20 protein-coding genes are annotated in these 23,730 nt (G+C 68.1%); 14 read left to right on the plus strand and 6 right to left on the minus strand.

The genetic code is table 11. The features are described 5' to 3' along the window. Positions 1-7 precede the first annotated feature (7 nt). Positions 8-3,331: an error-prone DNA polymerase gene (locus N536_RS0128470; RefSeq protein ID WP_029116721.1), complete on the minus strand. Its 3,324-nt coding sequence runs from the start codon at positions 3,329-3,331 to the stop codon at positions 8-10. 105 nt (positions 3,332-3,436) lie between these two features. Here N536_RS0128470 and N536_RS0128475 point away from each other — a divergent pair, with 105 nt between their 5' ends. From N536_RS0128475 to N536_RS0128485, 3 genes are read left to right on the plus strand one after another with little or no spacing between them, the layout of a single operon-like run. Continuing rightward, positions 3,437-4,150 (plus strand): DUF899 family protein, encoded by a 714-nt coding sequence (locus N536_RS0128475; RefSeq protein WP_029116722.1) that lies wholly within the window; start codon positions 3,437-3,439, stop codon positions 4,148-4,150. Then, positions 4,147-4,620, plus strand: a complete 474-nt coding sequence (locus N536_RS0128480) for an SRPBCC family protein (protein ID WP_029116723.1) — start codon at positions 4,147-4,149, stop codon at positions 4,618-4,620. Before N536_RS0128475 ends, N536_RS0128480 begins: the two co-directional genes overlap by 4 nt. 57 nt (positions 4,621-4,677) lie before the next feature. Next, positions 4,678-6,666, plus strand: a complete 1,989-nt coding sequence (locus N536_RS0128485; protein ID WP_029116724.1) for an erythromycin esterase family protein — start codon at positions 4,678-4,680, stop codon at positions 6,664-6,666. Between the two features lie 13 nt (positions 6,667-6,679). On the opposite strand, the gene N536_RS0128490 is transcribed toward N536_RS0128485, so the two are convergent. Continuing rightward, the gene (locus N536_RS0128490; RefSeq protein WP_029116725.1) at positions 6,680-7,549 is read right to left on the minus strand and encodes a MaoC family dehydratase; all 870 of its coding nucleotides are present in this window, start codon (positions 7,547-7,549) and stop codon (positions 6,680-6,682) included. A gap of 131 nt (positions 7,550-7,680) precedes the next feature. Here N536_RS0128490 and N536_RS0128495 point away from each other — a divergent pair, with 131 nt between their 5' ends. Together N536_RS0128495 and N536_RS0128500 are read left to right on the plus strand one after the other, a co-directional pair. Further along, positions 7,681-9,711 carry an SDR family oxidoreductase gene (locus N536_RS0128495; RefSeq protein ID WP_029116726.1) on the plus strand — a complete coding sequence of 677 codons (2,031 nt, stop codon included), beginning with the start codon at positions 7,681-7,683 and terminating at the stop codon, positions 9,709-9,711. 66 nt (positions 9,712-9,777) lie between these two features. Next, positions 9,778-10,809: a nucleoside hydrolase gene (locus N536_RS0128500; RefSeq protein ID WP_029116727.1), complete on the plus strand. Its 1,032-nt coding sequence runs from the start codon at positions 9,778-9,780 to the stop codon at positions 10,807-10,809. Positions 10,810-10,898: 89 nt separating this feature from the next. On the opposite strand, the gene N536_RS0128505 is transcribed toward N536_RS0128500, so the two are convergent. From N536_RS0128505 to N536_RS0128520, 4 genes are read right to left on the minus strand one after another with little or no spacing between them, the layout of a single operon-like run. Continuing rightward, positions 10,899-11,321, minus strand: a complete 423-nt coding sequence (locus tag N536_RS0128505; protein WP_029116728.1) for an organic hydroperoxide resistance protein — start codon at positions 11,319-11,321, stop codon at positions 10,899-10,901. Next, complete coding sequence (locus tag N536_RS0128510) at positions 11,318-11,764, minus strand: MarR family winged helix-turn-helix transcriptional regulator (RefSeq protein WP_029116729.1); 447 nt, start codon at positions 11,762-11,764, stop codon at positions 11,318-11,320. The genes N536_RS0128505 and N536_RS0128510 overlap by 4 nt, the downstream gene beginning before the upstream one ends. A 47-nt stretch (positions 11,765-11,811) precedes the next feature. After that, positions 11,812-13,437, minus strand: a complete 1,626-nt coding sequence (locus N536_RS0128515; RefSeq protein ID WP_029116730.1) for a DNA polymerase Y family protein — start codon at positions 13,435-13,437, stop codon at positions 11,812-11,814. 1 nt (position 13,438) lies between these two features. Beyond that, positions 13,439-14,146, minus strand: coding sequence for a hypothetical protein (locus N536_RS0128520; RefSeq protein WP_029116731.1), 708 nt, complete (start codon positions 14,144-14,146; stop codon positions 13,439-13,441). 323 nt (positions 14,147-14,469) lie between these two features. Here N536_RS0128520 and N536_RS0128525 point away from each other — a divergent pair, with 323 nt between their 5' ends. The 9 genes from N536_RS0128525 (at position 14,470) to N536_RS0128565 (ending at position 23,729) form a co-directional block, all read left to right on the plus strand. Next, positions 14,470-14,736 (plus strand): hypothetical protein, encoded by a 267-nt coding sequence (locus tag N536_RS0128525; RefSeq protein WP_029116732.1) that lies wholly within the window; start codon positions 14,470-14,472, stop codon positions 14,734-14,736. A 91-nt stretch (positions 14,737-14,827) separates the two neighbouring features. After that, the gene (locus N536_RS0128530) at positions 14,828-16,465 is read left to right on the plus strand and encodes a protease pro-enzyme activation domain-containing protein (RefSeq protein ID WP_081809430.1); all 1,638 of its coding nucleotides are present in this window, start codon (positions 14,828-14,830) and stop codon (positions 16,463-16,465) included. Beyond that, the gene (locus tag N536_RS0128535; RefSeq protein WP_029116734.1) at positions 16,462-17,679 is read left to right on the plus strand and encodes a hypothetical protein; all 1,218 of its coding nucleotides are present in this window, start codon (positions 16,462-16,464) and stop codon (positions 17,677-17,679) included. The genes N536_RS0128530 and N536_RS0128535 overlap by 4 nt, the downstream gene beginning before the upstream one ends. Beyond that, positions 17,676-18,395 carry a hypothetical protein gene (locus N536_RS0128540; RefSeq protein ID WP_029116735.1) on the plus strand — a complete coding sequence of 240 codons (720 nt, stop codon included), beginning with the start codon at positions 17,676-17,678 and terminating at the stop codon, positions 18,393-18,395. The genes N536_RS0128535 and N536_RS0128540 overlap by 4 nt, the downstream gene beginning before the upstream one ends. A 111-nt stretch (positions 18,396-18,506) precedes the next feature. Next, positions 18,507-19,541 carry an alpha/beta hydrolase gene (locus tag N536_RS0128545; RefSeq protein WP_036437934.1) on the plus strand — a complete coding sequence of 345 codons (1,035 nt, stop codon included), beginning with the start codon at positions 18,507-18,509 and terminating at the stop codon, positions 19,539-19,541. Further along, entirely contained in the window at positions 19,538-20,380 is an 843-nt protein-coding gene (locus tag N536_RS0128550) for an SDR family NAD(P)-dependent oxidoreductase (RefSeq protein WP_029116737.1), read from the plus strand. Before N536_RS0128545 ends, N536_RS0128550 begins: the two co-directional genes overlap by 4 nt. Before the next feature lie 8 nt (positions 20,381-20,388). Continuing rightward, on the plus strand, positions 20,389-21,309 hold the full coding sequence (locus N536_RS0128555) for a hypothetical protein (protein ID WP_029116738.1): 921 nt from the start codon (positions 20,389-20,391) through the stop codon (positions 21,307-21,309). 1 nt (position 21,310) lies between these two features. Further along, positions 21,311-22,819 carry an NAD(P)/FAD-dependent oxidoreductase gene (locus tag N536_RS0128560; RefSeq protein ID WP_036437937.1) on the plus strand — a complete coding sequence of 503 codons (1,509 nt, stop codon included), beginning with the start codon at positions 21,311-21,313 and terminating at the stop codon, positions 22,817-22,819. Between the two features lies 1 nt (position 22,820). Continuing rightward, positions 22,821-23,729, plus strand: coding sequence for a MerR family transcriptional regulator (locus N536_RS0128565; protein ID WP_029116740.1), 909 nt, complete (start codon positions 22,821-22,823; stop codon positions 23,727-23,729). Position 23,730 lies beyond the last annotated feature (1 nt).

A 23,730-nucleotide genomic window follows, 5' to 3' on the forward strand; every position in this document is an offset into this window, starting at 1 on the left:
CCGAGCACTACCGGAAGTCCCTCGACTTGGACATCACCCGCATGTCGAGCTTGCTCAACCGGTCGGCGACGACAGTGACCGCGCCGCTGGCGTTCTGCACGATGCCGCGCACCACCAAGCCAGACGCCGTTTGCGCCAGCTTGCGATGCTTGCCCCAAACACCCGGTGAACACAGCACATTGACCATTCCGGTCTCGTCCTCCAGGTTCAGGAACGTCACGCCCTGGGCCGTCGCGGGCCGCTGCCGGTGCGTCACCGCACCGGCGATCAGAATCCGGGTGCCGTCCGGTACCGACAGCATCCGGTCCGCGGGCACGACGCCGAGCTCGTCCAGACGCTCCCGCAGGAACTGGATGGGGTGGCTGTCCGGTGAGACGCCGGTGGCCCACACGTCGGCTGCCGCCAACTCCAGATGCGTCATGCCGGGCAATGCGGGGATGTGTGAGGACGACCCCACGCCCGGCAGCCGATCCGGCCGGGCGGTGGCGGCGGCACCGGCAGCCCACAGCGCCTCACGCCTGTCGATGCCGAAGCAGCCGAGCGCCCCCGCGGTGGCCAGCGCCTCGGTCTGCGGCACCGAGAGCTGAACCCGGCCGGTCAGGTCGAGCAGAGATGCGTACGGCCCGTTGGCCTTTCGCTCGTCGACGAGACGCTCGGCCAGTTCGGTGCCGATGTGCCGGACGGCGCCGAGGCCTAGCCGCACCTCCAACCCGGCGTTCTCCAGCGTGGCGTGCGCCAGGCTGGCGTTCACGTCCGGCCCGTGCACCACCACGCCGTGCCTGCGGGCATCGGCCACCAGGGACTGCGGCGAGTAGAAACCCATCGGCTGTGCGCGCAACAACGCCGCGCAGAACACCGCGGGATGGTGCAGCTTGAACCACGACGAGTAGAACACCAGGGAGGCGAAGGACAACGAATGGCTTTCCGGGAAGCCGAAGTTGGCGAAGGCCTCCAGCTTGTCGTAGATCCGGTCGGCCACCTCTCCCGTGATGCCGTGCCGGTTGCGCATGCCGTCGTAGAACCGGTCCCGCAGCCGTCGCATCTTCTCGGTGGACCGCTTGGAGCCCATGGCGCGACGCAACTGGTCGGCCTCGGCGGCGGTGAAGCCCGCGCAATCCACCGCCAACTGCATCAACTGCTCCTGAAACAGCGGTACCCCCAACGTCTTCCGCAACGCCTGCTCCATCGACGGGTGGTCGTACGTCACCGGCTCGATGCCGTTGCGCCGGTTGATGTAGGGGTGCACCGAGTTTCCCTGGATCGGCCCAGGCCGGATCAACGCGACCTCGACCACCAGGTCGTAGAACACCCGCGGCTTGAGCCGGGGCAGCGTCGCCATCTGCGCGCGCGACTCCACCTGGAACACCCCGACCGAGTCGGCACGCTGCAGCATCTCGTACACGGCCGCCTCGGAGAGATCCAGCTTAGCCAGATCGACCTCGATGCCCTTGTGTTCGGCGATCAGGTCGATGGCATAGTGCAGCGCCGAGAGCATGCCAAGCCCGAGCATGTCGAACTTCACCAATCCGATTGCAGCGCAATCATCCTTGTCCCACTGCAACACGCTGCGGTTCTCCATGCGCGCCCACTCGACGGGGCACACGTCGGCGATGGGCCGATCGCAGATCACCATGCCGCCGGAGTGGATGCCCATGTGTCGCGGCAGGTTGTGAATCTGCATGGCGAGGTCGATCACCGGCTCCGGAATGTCCTCGACGTCGGGCGATTCCGCCAGCCCGTTCCACCGGCTGATCTGCTTGCTCCAAGCGTCCTGCTGACCCTGCGAGAAACCGAGCGCGCGGGCCATGTCGCGTACCGCGCTGCGGCCCCGGTAGGTGATGACGTTGGCCACCTGCGCGGCGTAGTCACGCCCGTACCGGTCGTAGACGTACTGAATTGCCTTCTCGCGCAAGTCCGATTCGATGTCGATGTCGATGTCGGGTGGCCCGTCACGCGCCGGCGACAGGAACCGTTCGAACAGCAATTCGTTGGCGACCGGGTCGACGTGGGTGACACCCAACGCGTAGCAGACAGCCGAGTTGGCCGCCGATCCCCTGCCCTGGGCCAGGATGCCGTTCTCCCGACAGAACCGGGTGATGTCGTGGACCACCAGGAAGTAGCCGGGAAAGTTCAACTGGGAGATGACCTTCAGCTCGTGCTCGATCTGTTGGTAGGCGCGCGGCGCCCGCTCCGGAGGCCCGTACCGGTGCAGCGCTCCCGTCATCACCAGGTGTCGAAGCCAGCTGCCCTCGGTGTGCCCCTCGGGAACGTCGAACGGCGGCAACTGCGGCGCGATGAGCGCCAGCCCGAAGGCGCACTGCTCGCCGAGGTCGGCCGCGGCGGTCACCACCTCCGGGCGGTGCGCGAACAGCTGCGCCATCTCCTCTCCCGACCGCAGGTGCGAGCCGCCCAGCGGGGCCAGCCAGCCTGCCGCGTCGTCCATCGAGTTGCGCGCCCGGATGGCGCCCATCGCCATCGCCAGCCGACCGCGGCTCGGTTCCGCGAAGTGCGCTGCGGTGCTGGCCACGACGCCCACGCCGAAGCGCGGCGCCAGCGCCGCCAGCGCATCGTTGCGTTCGTCGTCGAGCGGATGACCGTGCCGGGTCAGCTCGATGCTGACCCGGTCGGCGCCGAACCGGTCCACCAGATCGGCAAGTGCGGCCTCCGCCGCATCGGGACCGCCGGTCGAGAAGGCTTGGCGCACATGGCCCTTGCGGCAACCGGTGAGGATGTGCCAGTGCCCACCCGCGGCCTCGGTCAGTTCGTCGAAGTCGTAGCGGGGCTTGCCCTTCTCCCCGCCGGCCAGATGCGCACGGGCCAGCTGCCGCGACAACCGTCGATACCCCTCCGGTCCGCGCGCCAGCACCAACAGGTGCGGGCCCGGTGGATCGGGTTCCTCGGTGCGGGCGACGTTTCCCAGCGACAGCTCCGCGCCGAACACAGTGGCGACGTCCAGCTCCTTGGCGGCCTCGGCGAACCGCACCACTCCGTACAGACCGTCGTGGTCGGTCAGCGCGATGGCACGCAGGTCCAGCCGGGCGGCCTCCTCCACCAACTCCTCCGGCGTGCTGGCCCCGTCGAGGAAGCTGTACGCCGAATGGGCGTGCAGTTCGGCGTACGGGACCGACGAACCGCGCCCTGCGGACCGGTCCGGTGGCTCGTAGCTCCCCCGCTTGCGCGACCAGGCCGGGCTGTCGCCACCATCACCGGTCGGCTCGGCCAGCGACGACCCGGCGCGGCGCGGCTTGCCACCCTCGGCGGGCCGAGGCAACCGGCCTGAGAGGACACGCTCCATCTCGGTCCAACTCGGCGGTCCGTTGTGCCAGCCCACCCCCACAGTCTATCGAACAAATGTTCGATGAGCCATTTCCGATGACTTCGGCTCTCAGGTCTAGTCCAATCAGAAAGAGCGAAAGACACCCGGAGGAAGGCAACCATGACCCGACCCGATACGACGACCGCCACCGCCAAGCCGGCGGTGGTCGATCAGGACACCTGGCGCGCTGCGCTCGACGACCTTCGCCGCCGCGAGAAGGCCGCCACCCGTGAGCTCGACGCCATCGCCGCCCAGCGCCGCCGGCTCCCGATGGTCGAGATGCCGGACTACACGTTGATCGGCGAGGACGGGCCCATCCGCCTGGCCGACGTGTTCGACGGCCGCTCCCAGCTCATCGTCTACAACCACATGTGGGATCCCGGAGCGGAATGGCAGTGCGGGGGCTGCACCAGCTTCACCTCACAGTTCACCCGGCTCGGCTTCCTGGAGCCCTACGACGCCCGGTTCGTCATCGTCACGAACGGGCCGATCGACGAGGCCCTGGCCTACAAGGCCAAGGTCGGCAACAAGATGGACTGGTACTCGTCGTCGGAGAGCAGCTTCGGCGCCGACGTCGACGCGCCACCCAACGGTGGTTTCGGCATCAACGTGTTCCTGCGGGATGGCAACACCGTGTACCGCACCTGGCACACCAACGGCCGCGGCGTCGAGCAGCTCACGCTCACCTTCTCGCTGATCGACGCGCTCCCGTGGGGACGCCAGGAGGAATGGCAGGACTCCCCCGAGGGCTGGCCGAAGTCTCCGGCGTATTCGGGCTGGCTCGACTCCCCCGACATCGCGCGGCTCTACGGCCCGAACGGGGGCACGCGATGACCACGACCACCGCCGAGCGTTACGTCGTCACCCGCAGCATCGCCGCCGCCCCGGCGAAGATCTTCGCCATCCTCACCAACCCGACTCGTCACCAGGACACCGAACCGGGTGACTGGGTACGCGACGCCATAACCGGCACGCCAATTACGGGGACGGGCCAGATGTTCGCGGTCAACATGTATCTCGAAGCCGCAGGCGGCCACTACGTCATGCACAACGTGGTGACCGACTTCGATCAAGACCGGAGCATCGAGTGGCTGCCTGGGCAGCTGGACGAGTCGGGCCAACACAGCCCCGGCGGGTGGCGGTGGCGCTATGACCTGGCGCCCAACGGTGACGGCACCGACGTCACGCTCACCTACGACTGGAGCGGGTCGTCGCAGGCGTTCCGCGACCAGGTCGGCGTGCCGGTGTTCGGACCCGACTACATCGAGGAGTCACTGGCAGCCTTGGCACGCGCCGTGCGCTAGCCCGAAATTCCGGGGCGGGCATCGACTGACTCCGCAGCCGTCGGGTACCCGCTGTACATGAGGAAGGCCAAGCCATCCACGGCGAGGCGGATGTTCCGCGATCGGCGCGAGGCAGGCCGCGTGCTTGCGGGTCTTCTCGATGCCTACCGGGCCGACCCCAACGTGGTGGTGCTGGGCCTGCCCCGGGGCGGCATACCCGTGGCCTGGGAGGTCGCCGCCGCGCTCGGCGCACCGCTTGACGCATTCGTCGTCCGCAAGCTCGGGGTGCCGGGACACGAGGAGTACGCCGCGGGAGCGTTGGCCTCCGGCGGCCACATGGTCGTCAACGAGAACGTGCTGCGCAGCCTGCGGATCACCCGGGAGCAGCTGCAGGGCGTCGCCGAGCGCGAGGGCCGGGAACTGGCGCGCCGAGAATCCGCGTATCGCGACGGTCGACCACCCGTCGACGTGACGGGTAAGACGGTGCTCGTCGTCGACGACGGCCTCGCGACCGGTGCGAGCATGCGGGCGGCGGTGCAGGCGCTGCGCGACCGCGACCCCGGGGCGATCGTGATCGCGGTACCTGCGGCACCAACCTCGAGCTACCGCGAATTCGCCGAGCTGGCAGACGATCTCATCTGTGCGAGCACACCCGAGCCCTTCTTCGCCGTCGGCGAGTCCTACCAGGACTTCGGTCAAACCACCGACGACGAAGTCCGCGAGTTACTCGCCACACCCACCGCGGCGGCGGACGGCGATCCCGCGGACCGGGTGCGCCAGGTGGCCGTCGACGCCCCCGCCGGTGTGCCCGGCGTCGACGTGCTGGAGCGACTGCTCGGCGACGCCCGCGTGGTGCTGATCGGTGAGAGCTCGCACGGCACCGACGAGTTCTACCGGGCGCGCGCCGAGATCACGAAGTGGCTCATCGACGCGAAGGGCTTCCTCGGCGTGGCCGTCGAGGCGGACTGGCCCGACGCCTACCAGGTGAACCGGTTCGTCCGTGGCGCAGGAACCGACGACACCGCCGAGCAGGCGCTCGCCTGCTTCGAACGCTTCCCCACCTGGATGTGGCGCAACGCCGCGGTCCGCGACTTCGTCGACTGGCTGCGGCAGCGCAACGCCACCATGACCGACGAGCAGCGCGTCGGGTTCTACGGGCTCGACATGTACAGCCTGCACCGCTCGATGAAGGCAGTGATCGGCTACCTCGAGACGGTGGATCCGGAGGCAGCGGCCCGCGCCCGCACCCGGTACGCGTGCTTCGACCACGCCGCTGCCGACGACGACGGGCAGGACTACGGGCGCGCGGCGGCGTTCGGCGCAGGCCGTTCCTGCGAGGAGAACGCCGTCGAGCAGTTGGTCGAGATGCAGCGCACCGCCGCCCGAGACGGCCTGCTCGCCGAGGACGAGGCCTTCTACGCCGAGCAGAACGCACTCGTGGTGCGCAACGCCGAGGTCTACTACCGCGCAATGTTCTCGCGGCGGATCAACACGTGGAATCTGCGCGACCACCACATGGCCGACACCCTCGGCGCGCTACGCAACCATCTGGGCGGAGCGCGAATCGTCGTGTGGGCACACAACTCTCACGTCGGTGACGCCCGTGCCACCGAGATGGCCGACGACGGTCAACTCACGCTGGGACAGTTGGCCAGGGAACGCTTCGGCGGCGAGACCCGGCTCATCGGATTCAGCACCTACACCGGCACCGTGACCGCGGCCAGCCGCTGGGGCGGGGCCGCCGAGCGCAAACGGGTCCGACCCGGCCTGCCGGGTAGCGTCGAAGAACTCTTCCACGACGTGGGCCGCCCCGAGTTCGCCGTGGTCATGCGCGACGACGGCCGAGTCGTGGCCGACCCCTTGGCCGACGTCCGGCTGAATCGCGCCATCGGGGTGATCTACTCGCCGGCCACGGAGCGCCAGAGCCACTACTTCGACGTCCGGCCCGCCGACCAGTTCGACGCGATGATCCACATCGACGAGACCACCGCGCTGGAGCCGCTGGACGTGCCGGCTGGCTGGCTGTCCGATGACGACGCGCCGGAGACCTTTCCCAGCGGGCTGTGACGCGTTCGCAGCGTCAGGCGTCGTACTCCGCGGTGCCGTCGTCGAGCACCAGCCGGGCATCCGACCCGTCGGGTGCTGCTGCCTCGGTGCGGAACACCGCGCGGCCCGGTTCGGTCTTCCAGACCGACGTCGTCAGCGTCTCGCCGGGAAACACCGGCGAGGTGAATCGTGCTCCGACGGCCCTGATCTTCGTCGCATCGCCGCCGCCGAGTTCGGCCACCAGCACGCGACCGGCGACACCATAGGTGCACAACCCGTGCAGGATCGGCTTGGGGAAGCCGGCGAGGTTCTGCGCGAACCACGGGTCGCTGTGCAGTGGATTGCGATCACCGGAAAGCCGGTAGATCAGCGGCTGATCCTCTGTGGTGGGCAGCGCCATCTTCGCGTCGGGCTCGCGGTCGGGGAACTCCGGCGCGGCAGGCCGCTCACCCGGCTGCCCACCGAAGCCACCCTCTCCGCGGATGACCGCGGTGGACACCGTCTCGGCGACCACCTCGCCGGTATCCGGGTCGGTGCCGACGCCCTTGAACACCAGGATGGCGTTCTTGCCCTCGCCCTTGTCCTGGATGTCGACGACCTCGGAGTGCACGTTGAGCTTGCCCGCCGGCGCCAGCGGCCGGTGCAGGCGGATCTGCTGGCTGCCGTGCAGCAGCATGCCGAAATTGAAGGTGCCGACCTCGCCGACCGCACCCCACGCCGGGCAGGCGATGACCGCGTAGGTAGGCAGCACCTGCTGCTCGATGTCGTGGCTGTTCTCGGTGGTGAACGCCAGATCCGCGGTTCCCGCACCGACACCCAGCGCATACAACAGGGTTTCGCGGTCGGTCCACTCGAAGGGCTGTGGTGCGGTCTTGGCACCGATGGCGTTGGGATTGATCGGCATTGGTCTCTCCGTCGGATGTGCAGCTGACTGTCACGGACGATAGCCGCCGTCGGCGGTGGGCACGGGACCCGTCCCCTCGATCCGGTCACAGCGTGTTGACCTTTGCCTGGCCAGGGGTGACCATGGCTCGCATGCGTTATGTCGTTACCGGCGGTACCGGGTTCATTGGGCGGCGCGTCGTATCCCGGATCCTGTCCCGGGAGGGCGCTCACGACGAGCCGGCGCAGGTGTGGGTGCTGGTGCGCCGCGAGTCCCTGGCGCGCTTCGAACGCCTCGCCGGCGAGTGGGGTGAGCGGGTGAAACCGCTCGTCGGCGACCTGACGGCGGAGGGCCTCGGGCTCACCGACGAGGCATGCGCCGAGCTCGGCGACGTCGACCACGTCGTGCACTGCGCGGCGATCTACGACGTCACGGTCGACGAGGACACCCAGCGCGCCGCGAACGTCGAGGGCACCCGAGCGGTGATCGACCTTGCGGTTCGGCTCGATGCGACACTGCACCACGTGTCGTCGATCGCGGTGGCCGGCAACTTCCCCGGCGAATACACCGAGGAGGACTTCGACGTCGCCCAGGATCTTCCGACCCCGTATCACCAGACCAAGTTCGAGGCCGAGCTGCTGGTGCGGTCCGCCCCCGGCCTGCGCTACCGCGTCTACCGGCCGGCCGTGGTCGTCGGCGACTCGCGCACCGGCGCGATGGACAAGATCGACGGTCCCTACTACTTCTTCGGCCTGCTGGCGAAACTGTCGCGACTGCCGAAGTTCACCCCGATCGTGTTGCCCGACACCGGCCGCACCAACATCGTGCCGGTCGACTTCGTGGTCGACGCCCTCGTCGAGCTCGTGCACGTCGACGGATGGGACGGCAAGACGTTCCACCTGACCGCGCCGAAGACCACGGGCCTGCGCGGCATCTACCGCGGTGTAGCCGCCGAAGCCGGCCTGCCGCCGCTGCGCGGCTCGCTGCCGGGTTCCGTCGCGACCCCGTTCCTGAAGGTGTCGGGGCGGGCGAAGATCGTGCGCAACATGGCGGCGATCCAGCTCGGCATTCCTGCCGAAATCCTCGACGTCGTCGACCTCGCCCCGACGTTCACTTCCGACAACACCGCGGAGGCATTGCGCGGCAAGGGAATCGAGGTTCCCCCGTTCCGCGACTACGCCCCAAGGCTATGGCGGTACTGGGCAGAACACCTCGACCCGGACCGCGCGCGGCGCGACGACCCGACTGGTCCGCTGGTCGGCAAGCACGTCGTCATCACCGGGGCGTCCAGTGGCATCGGGCGCGCATCGGCGGTTGCGGTCGCCGAGCGCGGGGCAACGGTGTTCGCGCTGGCCCGAAGTGCCGATGCGCTCGACGACCTGGTGGCCGAGATCCGCGGATTCGGCGGCGAGGCATACGCATTCACGTGTGACGTCACCGATTCGGACTCGGTGGAGCACACCGTCAAGGACATCCTCGGCGGGTTCGGGCACGTCGACTACCTGGTGAACAACGCGGGCCGGTCCATCCGCCGGTCGGTCTCGGCGTCCACCGACCGATTGCACGACTACGAACGCGTGATGGCGGTCAACTACTTCGGTTCGGTGCGGATGGTGCTCGCGTTGTTGCCGCATTGGCGGGAGCGTCGGTTCGGGCACGTGGTGAACGTCTCCAGCGCGGGCGTTCAGGCCAGCAGCCCGAAGTACAGCGCCTACATCCCGAGCAAGGCAGCCCTGGACGCGTTCGCCGAAGTGGTTGGCACCGAGACCCTTTCGGATCACATCACGTTCACCAGCATCCACATGCCGTTGGTCAAGACCCCGATGATCGCACCGTCGCGCCGGCTCAACCCCATGCCGCCCATCACGCCCGAGCACGCGGCGGCCATGGTGGTGCGCGGCCTGGTGGACAAGCCCGCACGCATCGACACCCCGGTCGGCACGCTGGCCGACCTGGGCACCTACTTCACGCCGAAGTTGTCCCGTCGCGTGCTGCACCAGGTGTACCTCGGATATCCGGACTCGGCGGCGGCCAGAGGCGTCGCACCGGCCGGCCAGCAGACCACCACGTCGGAACGCCCGGCCCGCAGGCCAAGGCGACCCGCGCACCATGCCGTCGCCAAGATGCGGGTGCCGCGCCCCGTCAAACAAGCGGTGCGCATGGTGCCCGGGGTGCACTGGTAGGTGGCCGGCCCTATCGTTGGCGAGGTGACAGGGGTCGTCTTGCCGAGTGATGGCCGGTCGACACGGCTGCCGGTCTTCGCCGACGTCGACACGGGCGTGGACGACGCCATGGCGCTGGCCTACCTGCTGGCCAGCGACGACGCCCAATTGGTCGGCATCGGCTCCACTGCGGGCAACGTGCCCGTCGATCAGGTCTGCACCAACAATTTGGGGTTGCTCGAGCTGTGCCATGCCACCGGTATCCCGGTGTCCAAGGGCGCCGACCAGCCCCTGATCACGCCGCTACGCACCGCCGAGGACACCCACGGCCCAGAAGGGCTCGGCTATGCCCAGCTGCCGGTGGGCGAGGGGCAGCTCACCGAATACGACACCGCGCAGGCCTGGGTGCACGCGGCCCACGACCATCCCGGCGAGCTGATCGGCTTGGTCACGGGGCCATTGACCAACCTCGCGCTGGCGATGCGGCTGGAGCCCGCTTTGCCGAGGTTGTTGCGGCGACTGGTCATCATGGGCGGGGCGTTCGACTACCGCGGCAACACGACGCCGGTGGCCGAGTGGAACATCAGCGTCGACCCGGAGTCGGCGTCCGAGGTGTTCACGGTGTGGAGTGCGGCGTGGGGGCTCGACATGCCGACGCATCTGCCGATCGTGTTGGGGCTCAACGTCACCGAGAACATCGCGATGACACCGTCGATCCTCGGCCGGCTCGCGGCCGCGGCGGACTCGGCCACCACCCCGATGAGCGTGCTCGACGATCGCGGCACCCGCTCGGCGGCGTCCAACCCGCTGATCCGGGTCCTCGAAGACGCGATGAGGTTCTACTTCGAGTTCCACTTCGACCAGGGCGAGGGATACCTGGCGCACCTACACGATCCGCTCGCCGCTGCCGTGGCGCTGGATCCCGATCTGGTGCGCTACCGGCAGGCGACCGTCGACGTCGAGTTGGCAGGCACCCTGACCCGCGGCATGACCGTGGCCGACTGGAACGGACATTGGGGTAGATATCCCAACGCGCACATCGGCGTCGAGGTCGACCCCGACGCATTCTTCGACCGGTTCATCGCGCGCGTCGGCCCGTTCGCGGCCGGGCTGGCCTGATACCCGCGCCGAGACTGCTGGGAGATCGCGGATTTCGCCGAAATCGCGATCTCCCAGCAGTTTCGAGGAGTATCAGTCGTCTGTGAGTATCAGTCGTCGGTGACGACGAGGTTGACCTCGATGTTCCCGCGCGTGGCGTTGGAGTAGGGGCACACCTGGTGCGCCTTCTCGGTGAGCGCCACCGCGGTCTCGTGGTCGAGGTTCGGCAGCGTGATTTCGAGTTCGACGGCCAACCCGAAGCCGCCGCCGTCGGTCTGCCCGAGCGAAACCCGTGCTCCCACCGCGGAATCCGAAATGTCGGCCTTCTCCTGGCGGCCGACGAGCCGCAACGCCGAATGGAAGCACGCCGCGTAGCCGATGGCGAACAGTTGCTCGGGGTTGGTGCCGTCGCCGCTGCCACCCATCTCCTTCGGAATGGCCAGCTCGAGGTCCAGCCTGCCGTCCGCGCTGCGGGCGTGCCCGTCGCGTCCGTCGCCGGTGGTCAGGGCCTCGGCGGTGTAGAGCGTCTTCATGCGATTTCCCTTCGGTTGGATGCGTTGAGTGCATCGGTCAGGTGATGGACGGCGTCCCGCAGGTCCGAGATCTCGCGCTCGGTCATGCCGGTCGACGTGGACAGCTTTTCGGGGATGCACTCGGCGCGACGTTCGAGGCGGCGGCCGGCAGGCGTCAAGGCCACTTCGACGACGCGTTCGTCGGTCGCCGAACGTTCGCGCCGTACGAATCCGTTGGCCTCCAACCGCTTCAGGAGCGGCGAGAGGGTGCCCGAGTCGAGTTGCAGGCGTTCGCAGAGTCGCCCGACGGTTACCCGCCCTTCTTCCCAGAGCGCCAAGAGCACCAGGTACTGGGGGTAGGTGAGGTTCAGCTCCGTCAGGATCGGTCGGTATGCGGCAGTCATCGCCCGCGACGCGGAATACAGCGCGAAGCAGAGCTGCCGATCGATGCCCTGAGTGGCCATGACGAAACTGTAGCCCACAATTCAGTTGTGCACAACCAAGTGAGGAACTACTCGTACATTCCCTCCAGGTACCACCTCCTCTGCCGGTAACACAGCAGCATCGCGCGTCCGACGTCGTCACCGTCGCCGTCGAGCAGCACCTGTACCCGGGCCGTGCGACCGGACCTGGCCTGTCCGGAGTCCCACCATCTTTCGTCGACCGGCCACGGCCCGGCCCACCAACTCAACCTGCCCACCCGTGCCCCGGCGGGCAGGAGCGCAGCGATTCGGGAATCGGTACCGGTCGGGGCCACCAGCCGCGCCGGGGCGGCGGAGAAGAGCCCACGCCCCGTCACCCGGACGGGGTTGCCGTCCGTGTCGAACAACTCGACGGGATCGTCGAGCAGCACCGTCGGCGACGGTTCGGGCAGTTGTCCCGGCCAGGGTTGTCCCGGATCGGCCCGTGGCACCGTTTCGTCACCCAAGGGAGTGAAGGTGATCCGTTCGGCCGGACCGCGACCGCCGCTGAGCACCGGCACCTGCACCGCCTCCTGCCCCAGCAGCCCCTGCACGCGCACCAGCGCCCGCCGGGCACGCAGCCGGTCGTCGTCGCCGGAGGAACCCCACAGCGGCAGCTGCAGCGCGGCGGCCGAGACCACCTCCACCGGATCCAGCCTCAGCACCGTGATCGGCGCGGTGGGCCGGTCATCCCTGTTACGACGGTTCAGCCAGCCGTCGAGTTGCCAGCGCACCCGATCTGCCGTCGCGTCCTCGCTGAGCGGCTCGGCGCACCGCCAGACGCGTTGCAATTCTTCACCATTGGCGGTGACGGCGTGAATGGCCAGCCGGGTGCACCCAACCCCGGCCCCTTCCAGCCTGCGATGCAGTTCGCCGGCCAGCGACCGGCCTGCGAAGGCGGCGGCGTCCACCCGGTCCACCGGCGGGTCGCAGTTCACCACGACACCGAGATCCGCAGGCGGTTCCCTGCCCGACGGACCGCGGGTGGGCTCACCGCGGGCGAACCGGTGGGCGGTGACCGCGCCTGCGCCGAACCGGGACGCCACGTCGGTGCGCAACAACGCAGCGAACTGGCCGACGCTGCGAATGCCCATCCGCCACAACAGATCTGCTAGCTCTTCGCGCCCCGGCTCGGACAGGCTCGGCTCGGTGGCCAGCTGCCGGATCGACAGTGCCGACAAGAATTGCGCGTCCTTGCCCGGTTCGACGATGCGTCCGGCGCGGGCGGCGAAGACCGCGGTGGACAACTGATCGGCGATGCCGACCTGACACTCGGCTCCGGCCGCGGCCACCGCGTCGATGAGTCGCTCTGCGGCGGCCTGTTCGGATCCGAAGTAGCGGGCCGCTCCTCGCACGGACAACACCAACAGGCCCGGCCTGAGCACCTCTGCCCTTGGCACGACCTGGTCCACCGCGGCCGTCACGGCTTCGAAGTGACGCGCGTCGCGGGCTGCATCGGCGGTCACGACATGCAGGTGCGGACAACGGGCCTGGGCTTCTCGGCGGCGCAGGCCTCGCCCCACACCCGCCGCGCGAGCCGACGCCGAACAGGCCACCACGCGGTTGGCCAGAGTCACCGCCACCGGCGCGGTCGCAGGCAGCTCGGCGGCTGCCGCAGCAGCCACCGCTGGCCAGTCCATGCACCAGATGGCCAGCACCCTGGCGGCGGCTGACACGTCACCCGCCCACGGCGCGAACGGGTCCGACGAAGCGCCCCCCTGCCTTGGTGGCCAGCCGCACCCGGCTGATCCGCCCACACCCCGGGATGGGCCTGCCACTGCCAGCGCCCGTCACCTCGTATCCGGAGACCGTGGCCTCCAGCCGGGCCGACGCTCCTGGCCAGTCACCACCGGTGACCAGCAGCGTGCATCCCTTTTGCCGGGCTCTTGCCGTCACCGCTCGCGCCCTCGTCGGCGGCACCGACCGCCCGCCAAGGCCGAGCACCACCAGATCCAGACCGTCCATCAGCACCGCGGCCACCTCGACCGGGTCACCACCGGGGTCGGGGATGACCGCGAGCCTGCTCAGATCGGCGCCCATCTCCACGGCGGCCAGCAGGCCCACGTCGGGTTGGCCCACGATCGCCGCATGACCGCCCGCCGCGGTGACAGCCGCCACCATGCTCAGTGACAGTGACCGGGCACCCGAAAGCACCGCCACCGTGCCCTTGGGCAACGACGCCGGTAGCAGATCCGTCAGCGATTCCGGCATCGGCAGCAAAGATTCCGCGGCGGGTAGCGGGGTGTTCGACGGCATGGCTGCGCGCCGGGAGGACACCGCCGATCCGGCGCCCTTCTCGGACATCATCGCCATCTTGCGGCGCAGGTGTTCTACCTGCTCAGCGCGGTTCGAAGCGGGTTGGTCAAGGCTCATAGCCGCTGTCACAGCTGCACCTCCAACACCATCCGACTCATCAGTAATTTCGAACATTTGTTCGATACGACGAGTAAACACTCGCCCACTGACACCGTCAAGCGGATCTCGCGTCGACACTGGGAGGTCGAGAGCGCCTGGGAGACCGCTGGACAATGATTGTGCGTCCGTTTGACCAGTGCGTTAAGGTTTTGATCATCGGAACCCACTTCGGAATGGGGCCGGTGTACGCCCGTGGGAAGAGCATCTCGATGCCGATCACGGACCGTGCGGGATCGCTCGCGATTCGCCGAAGGCCAATGTGTTCGCTACTCGGGGATAGTAAAGGACTCACCATGAGGTCAAATCGTCTGGCTCGTCGCATTGCGGCGGCCGTGGGCGGTACTGCAATCGTCGCGATGGTCGGACTGACCGCCGCGTGCGGTGGCGGCGCGGAAAAAGCTCCCGAATCGACGACCACCACCACCACCACGACCACCACACCGTCGTCGACCGCACCGCTGTCGCCGACCGAGAAGTCGATCAACCCCACCGGCGGCAACCTGTTCACGCCTCCGGTCAAGGCGCCGCCGGCTCCTACGGCCATTCCCGGCGACAACTGACATCGCACGGTCTCGGGAGTCAAAGCTTCCCGTCCCCAAGGGATAGCCAAGGGCGGCAATGACTCCCGAGGCCCTGCGACACGGTTCGAAGATGCCGTCACCCAACGTGGCAGCACTACCCGGTCGGCACACGAAACCCGGGCACTGGTTACTGATCTTGGTAGCAGTGGCCGTGTTGGCGCTTGCCTCGGATCTGCGACTTCACCCGGGACCAGGTGGGGCAGCCGAGATCGGCGGGCCCTTCGCCTTGCTGCTCGCCGCTTCGACCGATCTCGGTCCTGCGCGCGGTGAGCACGTCCAACTCACCGCTGCCCTGCACCACGACGACCGCCCCGACGCATTGACCGAATGGGCTGCCGAACACGGACTGTCCGTGCGCTGGCAGCCAGGAGACGATTGGGCGGTCATCGAGGGCAAGCCCGAAAGTGTTTCGCGCGCACTGGAAGTCGAAGTTCACGACTACCGCGGTCAGCGCGGCCAGGAGTTCTACGCCTCGCCCCAGCAACCCGAGGTGCCGGAACCGCTGCACGACGAGGTAGCCGGGTTCGGTCGAATCCTCAGCTACACACCAGATCACATGTCGCGACCGGTCATCCTGAAGGAGGACGTCCCCGACCGCGGCCTGACGCCCGATGCGTTGCTCACGACCTACAACGCGGCGGGACTGGCGAAGGCCGGCTTCACCGGCAAGGGCTCCACGATCGTCATCTTCGCGTTCGACGGCTACGACCAGAACGACCTCGACCTGTTCGCGACGACGTTCGGGTTGCCGAAGTTCACCCCGACCCTCGTCGGTGGCCAGCCCGGCCCGTCGCGGGGTGAGACCGTCATGGATCTTGAAGTGGCACACGCGATTGCACCCGATGCACAGAAGGTCGTCGTCAACGCCCGGCCAACGGTGGAGGGCGACGGCGGCTACGTGAAGATCGCCGAGATGCTCGAGGACACCGATCGGCAGTTCCCCGGCGCGGTGTGGAGTCTCTCGATCGGTTGGGGCTGCGACAAGCTGATCACCGCGGCGGACCTGGCACCCGTGCGCTCCGCTCTGTCCGACGCGCACTCGCACGGTACGACGGCATTCAACGCCAGCGGTGATCTCGCCGGCCTGGAGTGCAAGGGCGGCGACGACTGGGACTCCCCACCCGGGCAGACGGACATCGGCTTGGATTCGGTTGCCTCACTGCCCGAGATGACGAGCGTGGGCGGTACCACGCTGTCCACCGACACCAACGGGGTATGGCTTGCCGAGCAGGCCTGGTTCGACGTACCGCTGTCCCAGGGCACCGGCGGCGGGGTGTCGGCATTGTTCGACATGCCGCCGTGGCAACGCGGTGCGTCGGATCGCATTGCCCCAGAACGCAGTAGCGGCAGGCGAATGACACCGGACATCTCCGCCGTCGCCGACCCGTTCACCGGGGTGAAGATCGTGCTCAACGGCGACACCGTGGTCGGCGGCGGAACGTCGCAGTCGGCGCCGATCCTGGCCGGACTGGCAGCAGTGATGAATCAGTTCCTGATCGCCAACGGCGGCCGCGCCATCGGCGACATCAATCCCCAGCTGTATCGCATCGCCCAGGGTGCGCCGCTGCCTGCCTTCCGCGACGTGACCCTTGGCGGAAACGCCGTCGACACCGCAGGCCCCGGCTTCGACCTCGTCAGTGGGCTCGGCACCCCAGACGTCGACAACCTGGCCCGCAACCTCCTCGCCCTCCAGAAGGCCACCCAATGAGCACTGAGCCGGATTCCACCGACGGCACACCAGGCACCATGGAGTGCGCGGTGTGCCAAACCGACGTCCCGGCAGGCCAATTCTGCGGTCTGTGCGGTGGCCACCTGACCGAGGAAAAGGCCAAGGGCCCGCAGTGGCTGCGCATCCGTGCATTCAGCGCATCCCCCGGCGAACACCTGTTGACACCCAACATCGTCAGCTCACTGTTCCCCCACCTGCCACCCCGCTCCCGGATGGCCTTCCTGCTGGGCCTTGGGCTGTTGCTCGCCGCCTTGATCGCGGCCACCCTGTTCCGGCTGCCCGCCGCGCTCATCACCGTCTCCGCACTTGGGCTGCCGCTGCTGTTCCTGATCTACCTGCAGGAATCCGACATTCACCGCGACATCCCCTCTGCCACACTGGTTCTGACCGCCGCATTGGGCATCGGCCTCGGGGTTGGCTGGGTGCTGTTGACCGGTGCGGCCGTGGCCAGCTCGTACGGTGTTCCGCTGGGCGCAGGCATCGCGGCGTCGCGCGTCATGCGCGACGGGCTGGGGGTGCCGATCGGCGGCATGATCATCATGCTCATCCCCGCGGCGCTGGTTCGGCTGATCCACCCCGGTACCCGAGAGTCGTTGGACGGCTTCGCCCTTGGCGCACTCGGTGCCCTGATGTTCTCGGCTGCCGCGACGTTGACCCGGTTGTCACCGCAGTTCGCCACCGGCATGGTCGCTCGGGCCAGGCCGATGGACGGTTTGATGGTCGAGGCAGGCATTCGCGGTGTGGCGGTGCCCCTTACCGCCGCCGCGGTCGGCGGCCTGATGGGTACCGCGCTCTGGTTCACCCGGCCGGCGAACAAGAAACATCAGCATCGCAACTACGTCCGCCTCGCCCTGACCCTCATCGCACTGGCGGTGATCGCGCTGTACGCGGTGCTCGGGCTCGTCGACGTCGCCCGCATCCCGCAGAACCTGCAGCTGCTCACGCATCTCGCCGTGGCGGCCATCGCGCTGCTTGCCCTGCGCGTCGGTCTGCAACTGGCCCTCCTGCACGAGGCCCACGACGAAATCCTTTCCGACGAACCGTTGTTGTGCCCGCACTGCGGTCACGTCGTACCCGACATGGCCTTCTGCCCGGCCTGTGGCGCGGCCACCCGAGCGGCGTCGCGGTCGTCACGGCAGGCCCGGCGCGAAAGCAGGCCCGTGCGCACCGATCAAGGGGGTGACGAGCAGTGACCACCGTGGTTCCCGGCTACTCGACGCACTCCGGTACGTACACCGTGCCCACCCCCCGCAAGACCTCGCACCGACGACTCGTCGTCGTCTGGGTGGTCGCCATCGCCGCGGTCGCCGCCGGCCTGGTCGCGATGTCGGGCGCCATGGAGAAACCCAAGCCGCGGTACGTGTGCCCGCCCGACTGCGGACGACCGCCGATCGGCGAGCCGGTCACCGTCAATCCGCGGTTCACCTCCCCCGACGGAGCGTTCTCGGTCGCCTACCCCGCCGAGGGTTCGGCGTACAAGATCACCACTGCACCCGACGGCGTCACCGCCGATTTGCAGGCAGGCGACGGCGGCACCATGCGGTTGTTCAGTCAGCCGGCCGCCGGCCGCACACCGCGGGACATCGCCGTCGCGCTCGTCAACAAGACCTTCCCCGACACCAAGACCGCCTACGAGATCCCGAACGCCATGGTCGGCTACCAACCCGGCTTCGGCATGGTCGCAGACTGCTGGCCACAGGGTGCCACCGCGAGCTACTCGCGGATGCGGGTGATCGTGATGGTCGCGGTGAAGAACGATCTGGCCCTGGTCGCAGGAGCCGTTGGGCCGTACCACGCATTCGGGCCGGAATTCGGCTCGGGCAAGCCGTCCGCGGCCAGCCTGCAACTCGCTCTGGACATGGGCAAATACGTCAACAGCTTCAGCTGGCGCGGCGACCCGCTGCGGTAAGGCCGGGCCCGCGGGCTCTGCCAGCGGGACCTTTCAGTCGTAAATGGTGACATTGACAAATGTCACCAATCGCTGTTGTACTCGTCGGACGCTTCGACGAGGAGGTCTCCGATGCCCGCCCGAACGGCCGTCACCGGCTCAGAAGTCCCAACCCGCGGCTCGATCCGGTCCCGCGGCGCGGCAGGCGTGAGCGCCATGACCCTGCGTCAGATCAGCGCCGTCCTGCCACCCGAACGGGCGTGGGGACTGTGGACGTCGCGCCAGATCGTCGCCCGCGTGATGAACACCTTCGGCCCGTCGCTGGCAGGCACCCACGTTGAACCCGTGGACGTCCGGTTGGCCGACGGCCGCCGGGTGGTCGGTGAATGGGTCCGCGGCGCTGGGGTTGGCGGAGGGCAGGAGCGCAGCGACCCGGGAAATGACTCAGTCGGTGACAGCGCGATCTACTTCCTGCACGGCAGCGGCTACGCCCTGTGCTCACCGCGCACCCACCGCCGGTTGGTGGCGTGGCTGTCCCGGTTGACGGGGATGCCCGTCTTCACCATCGACTACCGCCTCGCTCCCAAGCACCGCTTCCCCACAGCCGCGAACGACGTGCGCTCGGGTTGGGACTGGCTGTGCACCGAACAGCGGTTGGCACCGGAGCGAATCGTCGTCGCCGGTGACTCCGCGGGTGGGCACCTCGCCGTCGACCTGCTGTTGCAGCCCGACGTCGCACATCCGGCGGGTCTGGCATTGCTTTCGCCGTTGGTGGACTTGACGTTCGGCTTGGCCCGGACCCGCGAGGAACTGCGTCGCAATCCGGCGATGCGCGCGGCCGATGCGGCTCGGCTGATCGAGTTGTACTGCAGGGGAACCGATGTCACGCATCCGCGGCTCACCCTCGATGTTGCGGGCGGGCGCAGGATGCCGCCGACGTTGATCCAGGCGGGCGGAGCCGAGATGCTCGTCGCAGACGCCCGCAGGCTCGCGAAGGACATCACCGCGGCGGGCGGCGACTGTGAGCTTCAGGTCTGGCCCGACCAGGTGCACGTATTCCAGGCGTTGCCCCGGCTCACCCCGGAAGCAGTGCCCGCCATGCGACGGGTCGCGGCGTTCGTCGGAGAGTCGTTGCGAATGGCCGGCATTGAGCAGGCTGCCGGATGATCGGATTCGGATCGTCGCCCAAGCGCAGCCAGCGGGCCGACGCCGTCATCACCGGTGCAGGCAGCGGAATCGGCGCGGCGTTCGCCCTGGAACTGTCCCGGCGCGGCGGCCGGATCGTGTGCAGCGACGTCGACGAGGACGCTGCCCGCGCCACCGCGGCAGCCATCACCGACGGCGGAGGCGAGGCGACGGCGCTGCGCTGCGATGTGTCCGCGATCGACGACGTAACGCTCTTGGCGGAGCACGCGCAGTCGTGGTTCGCCGGCGCGCCCAGTCTGGTGATCAACAACGCCGGGGTCGGTGCGGGTGGCACGCCGATCGGTGAGGCCGAGCTCGACGACTGGAATTGGGTGCTGGGCATCAACTTGTGGGGCCCGATCCACGGCTGTCACGTCTTCGCGCCGATTCTGCGCGAGGCCGGCTGTGCGGAGCGCTCGCGCGGCATCATCAACGTGGCGTCGGCCGCCGCCTTCGGCGCGGCGCCGAACATGGCCGCCTACAACGTCAGCAAGGCGGGAGTGCTGTCGCTCTCGGAGACTCTGGCAGCCGAATTGTCCGGCACCGGAATCGGTGTCACCGTCCTGTGCCCGACGTTCGTCAAGACCAACATCGTGGAGTCGGGCCGCATCACAAAGCAGTCCACGCAGCTCGCCGACCGGCTGATGCGCTGGACCGGCTTCTCGGCCCAGCGCGTCGCCAAGACGTGCCTGGACACCCACGACCGTGGCGGCCTGTACTGCATGCCGCAGCCGGATGCCCGGATCGGCTGGGGCATCAAACGTCTCACCCCGACGGTGTACACCCGTGCCGTCGGGCTCACCACTCGCGTCACGAACTAGGAGAAACCATGGCATTGGACATGGACGCCATGCTGGCGAAGATCAAGGACCGGCAGTGGGCACTGGCCGACTTCGACTGGGATGCACCAGGTGCCGAGACCATCAGCGACGAGTTCCGGCCCAAGCTCAAGGCCTTCATGGCCGACCTGTGCTGGATCGAGAACGTCGGGGCGCGCGGGTTCGCGGCGCTGGCCAAGAAGGCGCCAACGACGACGCTCGCCGAGATCTACCGCTATTTCCACGCGGAGGAGCAGCGCCACGCGAATGCCGAACTGGCGCTGATGAAGCGCTGGGGCATGCTCGACGACGGTGAGATGCCCGAACCCAACGTCAACATCCGGTTGGCCATCGAGTGGCTGGACCGCTACGCCGACGACATGTCGTTGTCGGTGCTGGGCACCGTCATTCCGATGCTCGAGGTCGCGCTGGACGGTGCGCTGCTGAAGTTCCTGCTCGACGAGGTCGACGACCCGCTGTGCCACCAGGTCTTCGAGAAGATCAACAACGACGAGTCCCGGCACATCGCCGTCGACTTCGACGTCCTCGACATGATCGGCCATGCGAAGGCCCGCAAGCTGGCGATCGACTTCGTCGCGAGCTTCGCCACGCCGGGACTGATCATCGGCATGATCATGTACGTTCCGCTGCTCAACCGGATGCGCAACAACATCGTCGACATGGGGCTGGAACCCGAGCGGCTCTACAAGGCGATGATGCGCTTCAAGGAACTCGGCGGTCGCGCCGAGAACACCTGGCGGGTACCGACTTACCAGATTTTGAAACTGCACGCCCGGATGGTGGTCAACTCTCGCAATCCGTACCACTGGGTGGCCAACCCCGCCGTGTGGGCCTCTGACCGCTACCCCAAGGCATTGCTCAAGCCGATCCCCTCCTGGTTCAAGGAACTGACGCACGAGCCGGCGGCCTGAGATGGCAAGGCGAGCGGCAGAGCACGTGTACGACACCCTGATCGTCGGTACCGGATTCACCGGCATCGGCGCGGCGATCAAGCTGACCCAGGCCGGGGTCGACGACTTCGTGCTGCTCGAACGCGAGGACCGGGTCGGCGGCACCTGGCGCGACACCACGTATCCCGGTGCGGCATGCGATGTTCCGTCGCTGCTGTACTCGTTCTCGTTCGTGACGAACCCGACCTGGTCGCGCGCCTACTCTCCCGCCGACGAGATTCGCCGCCACATCGAGGACATGGTGGAACGCTTCGACCTGCGCAGGCGGATTCGGTTCGGCGTCGAGGTGAACGGCCTGGAGTTCGACGAGACCGAGGGCACCTGGACGGTGTCGACCACGGGCCGGACCCGGTTGCGCGCCCGCACCGTGGTGCTGGCCTCGGGTCCGCTGCCCGACCACGCGTGGCCGGACATCCGCGGGCTGAACACCTACGAGGGGCACAAGATCCACAGCGCCCGGTGGGATCACGACTACGACTTCACCGGCAAGCGGGTCGCCGTGGTCGGCACCGGTGCCAGCGCCGTGCAGATCGTGCCCGAACTGGTCGAGAAGGCGGCGTTCGTCAAGGTGTTCCAACGCACGCCAGGATGGGTGCTGCCCCGAATGGACGTCGCGACCCCCGCTGCTGCGCAGACATTGTTCGCGAATGTCCCTGCCACGCAACGCCTTGCCCGCCAGGCGCTGTACTGGGGACACGAGGCCACCGCGGCGGCGCTGGTCTGGAACACACCGATGAGCGGCCTCGTCGCCCGGCTGGGCAAGGCGCACCTGCGCCGCCAGGTCAAGGATCCCTGGTTGCGCCGCCAACTGACGCCCGACTTCACCCCCGGCTGCAAGCGCATGCTGGTGTCCAGCGACTACTACCCCGCGTTGCAACGCGACAACTGCAAGCTCATCGACTGGCCCATCGCCACGATGAGTCCGGTGGGGATCCGCACCAGCGACGGCATCGAACACCACCTGGACGCCGTCGTGTTCGCCACCGGCTACGACGTGCACCTGACGGGTCCGCCCTATCCCGTGCGCGGTCTCGGCGGCCGGTCGCTCGCCGACGAATGGACGGGCGGCGCGCAGGCGTACAAGAGCATCAACGCGCACGGCTACCCGAACCTGTTCATCATGACCGGCCCCAACTCGGGTCCCGGCCACAACTCGCTGCTGGTGTACGTCGAGGGTCAGATCGAGTACGCCGTCGCGGGCATCACGACGATTCTGCGCGACAACCTGCGCTACCTCGACGTCCGTGCCGACGTTCAACGCAGGCACAACGAGCGGATCCAGAAGCGGCTGACGAAGACCACCTGGATGAGCGGCTGCACCAGCTGGTACCTGACGGCCGACGGATTCAACGCGTCGATGTACCCCGGGTTCGCCACCCAGTATCTTCGACAGATGCGTGACTTCCGATTCAGCGATTACGACGCGGTGGCGCGCGACGTGCGCGCGCCTGCCGTCGCCTCTTCGGGCTGACGTGTCCGCACGACAGCCGAGGCAACCGGCGGGCGCCATCTCGACGATTCTGAATGGCCTCCGGCGGGCACCACGGCGCGTCCGGCGCGGCTCACAGGACGTCATCGAGAACGCGGTGTCACAGCTGTTCGACGCCGCCGTGCGACCGCACGGCGCAGAGGCGTCCGGCGAGTACCGCATCGAGGAGCTGGCCCGGCTGGCGGGCACCACGACCCGCAACATCCGGGTGTACCGCGACCGCGGCCTGCTGCATCCGCCCATGCGGGTGGGGCGCATCGCACTGTTCAACGACACGCACCTGACCCGGCTGCGGCTCATCACATCGATGCTGGACCGCGGGTACAACATCGCCCACGTGCACGAGATGCTCAGCGCCTGGGAGCAGGGCAAGAACCTCGGCGACATGCTGGGCCTGGAGTCGGCCATCGCGGGTAGCTGGGCGACGGAGAAGCCCGAGCGCATGTCGGTGGCCGACGCCAAGCGTCTGGTCGACGACGATGCCGGCTTCGAGCGGATGGTCGGCCTCGACGTGATCAAGCTCGAAGACGGCGAAGCAATCGTGGTGCGCCCCAAGCTGATCGAGGCGTTCAACGAGATACGTCAGTACGGCGTGGCCTCCGACAAGTTGATCGACATCCACGAGCAGGTCACCCCGTTGCTCGATCAGATCAGTGGCATCCTGGTGCGCGCAGGCGTCGAGGAAGTGGTGCACCGGATCAATCCCGGTGCCGCGCTGCCGCCGGATACCGAAGTGGCCGAACTGATCACGATGCTGGTGCGGTTCCGCACTCAGGCGGTAGCCGCCGTCTCCGCGACGCTGGCCTTCTCGATCGAATCGACCATCGAGTCGGTGGTGGGCGAGATCCTGACCGACTTCATCGACAAGGAAGCCGAGAAGGATCCGGACTGAC

Source organism: Mycobacterium sp. URHB0044 (assembly GCF_000620625.1).
Classification (GTDB): domain Bacteria; phylum Actinomycetota; class Actinomycetes; order Mycobacteriales; family Mycobacteriaceae; genus Mycobacterium.

Coding starts and splice junctions, on each gene's coding strand:
- N536_RS0128550 (WP_029116737.1), top strand. CDS start 19,538: ATGATCGGATTCGGATCGTCGCCCAAGCGCAGCCAGCGGGCCGACGCC.
- N536_RS0128545 (WP_036437934.1), top strand. CDS start 18,507: ATGCCCGCCCGAACGGCCGTCACCGGCTCAGAAGTCCCAACCCGCGGC.
- N536_RS0128535 (WP_029116734.1), top strand. CDS start 16,462: ATGAGCACTGAGCCGGATTCCACCGACGGCACACCAGGCACCATGGAG.
- N536_RS0128555 (WP_029116738.1), top strand. CDS start 20,389: ATGGCATTGGACATGGACGCCATGCTGGCGAAGATCAAGGACCGGCAG.
- N536_RS0128505 (WP_029116728.1), bottom strand. CDS start 11,321: ATGAAGACGCTCTACACCGCCGAGGCCCTGACCACCGGCGACGGACGC.
- N536_RS0128480 (WP_029116723.1), top strand. CDS start 4,147: ATGACCACGACCACCGCCGAGCGTTACGTCGTCACCCGCAGCATCGCC.
- N536_RS0128495 (WP_029116726.1), top strand. CDS start 7,681: ATGCGTTATGTCGTTACCGGCGGTACCGGGTTCATTGGGCGGCGCGTC.
- N536_RS0128530 (WP_081809430.1), top strand. CDS start 14,828: ATGCCGTCACCCAACGTGGCAGCACTACCCGGTCGGCACACGAAACCC.
- N536_RS0128475 (WP_029116722.1), top strand. CDS start 3,437: ATGACCCGACCCGATACGACGACCGCCACCGCCAAGCCGGCGGTGGTC.
- N536_RS0128560 (WP_036437937.1), top strand. CDS start 21,311: ATGGCAAGGCGAGCGGCAGAGCACGTGTACGACACCCTGATCGTCGGT.
- N536_RS0128510 (WP_029116729.1), bottom strand. CDS start 11,764: ATGGCCACTCAGGGCATCGATCGGCAGCTCTGCTTCGCGCTGTATTCC.
- N536_RS0128525 (WP_029116732.1), top strand. CDS start 14,470: ATGAGGTCAAATCGTCTGGCTCGTCGCATTGCGGCGGCCGTGGGCGGT.
- N536_RS0128485 (WP_029116724.1), top strand. CDS start 4,678: ATGAGGAAGGCCAAGCCATCCACGGCGAGGCGGATGTTCCGCGATCGG.
- N536_RS0128490 (WP_029116725.1), bottom strand. CDS start 7,549: ATGCCGATCAATCCCAACGCCATCGGTGCCAAGACCGCACCACAGCCC.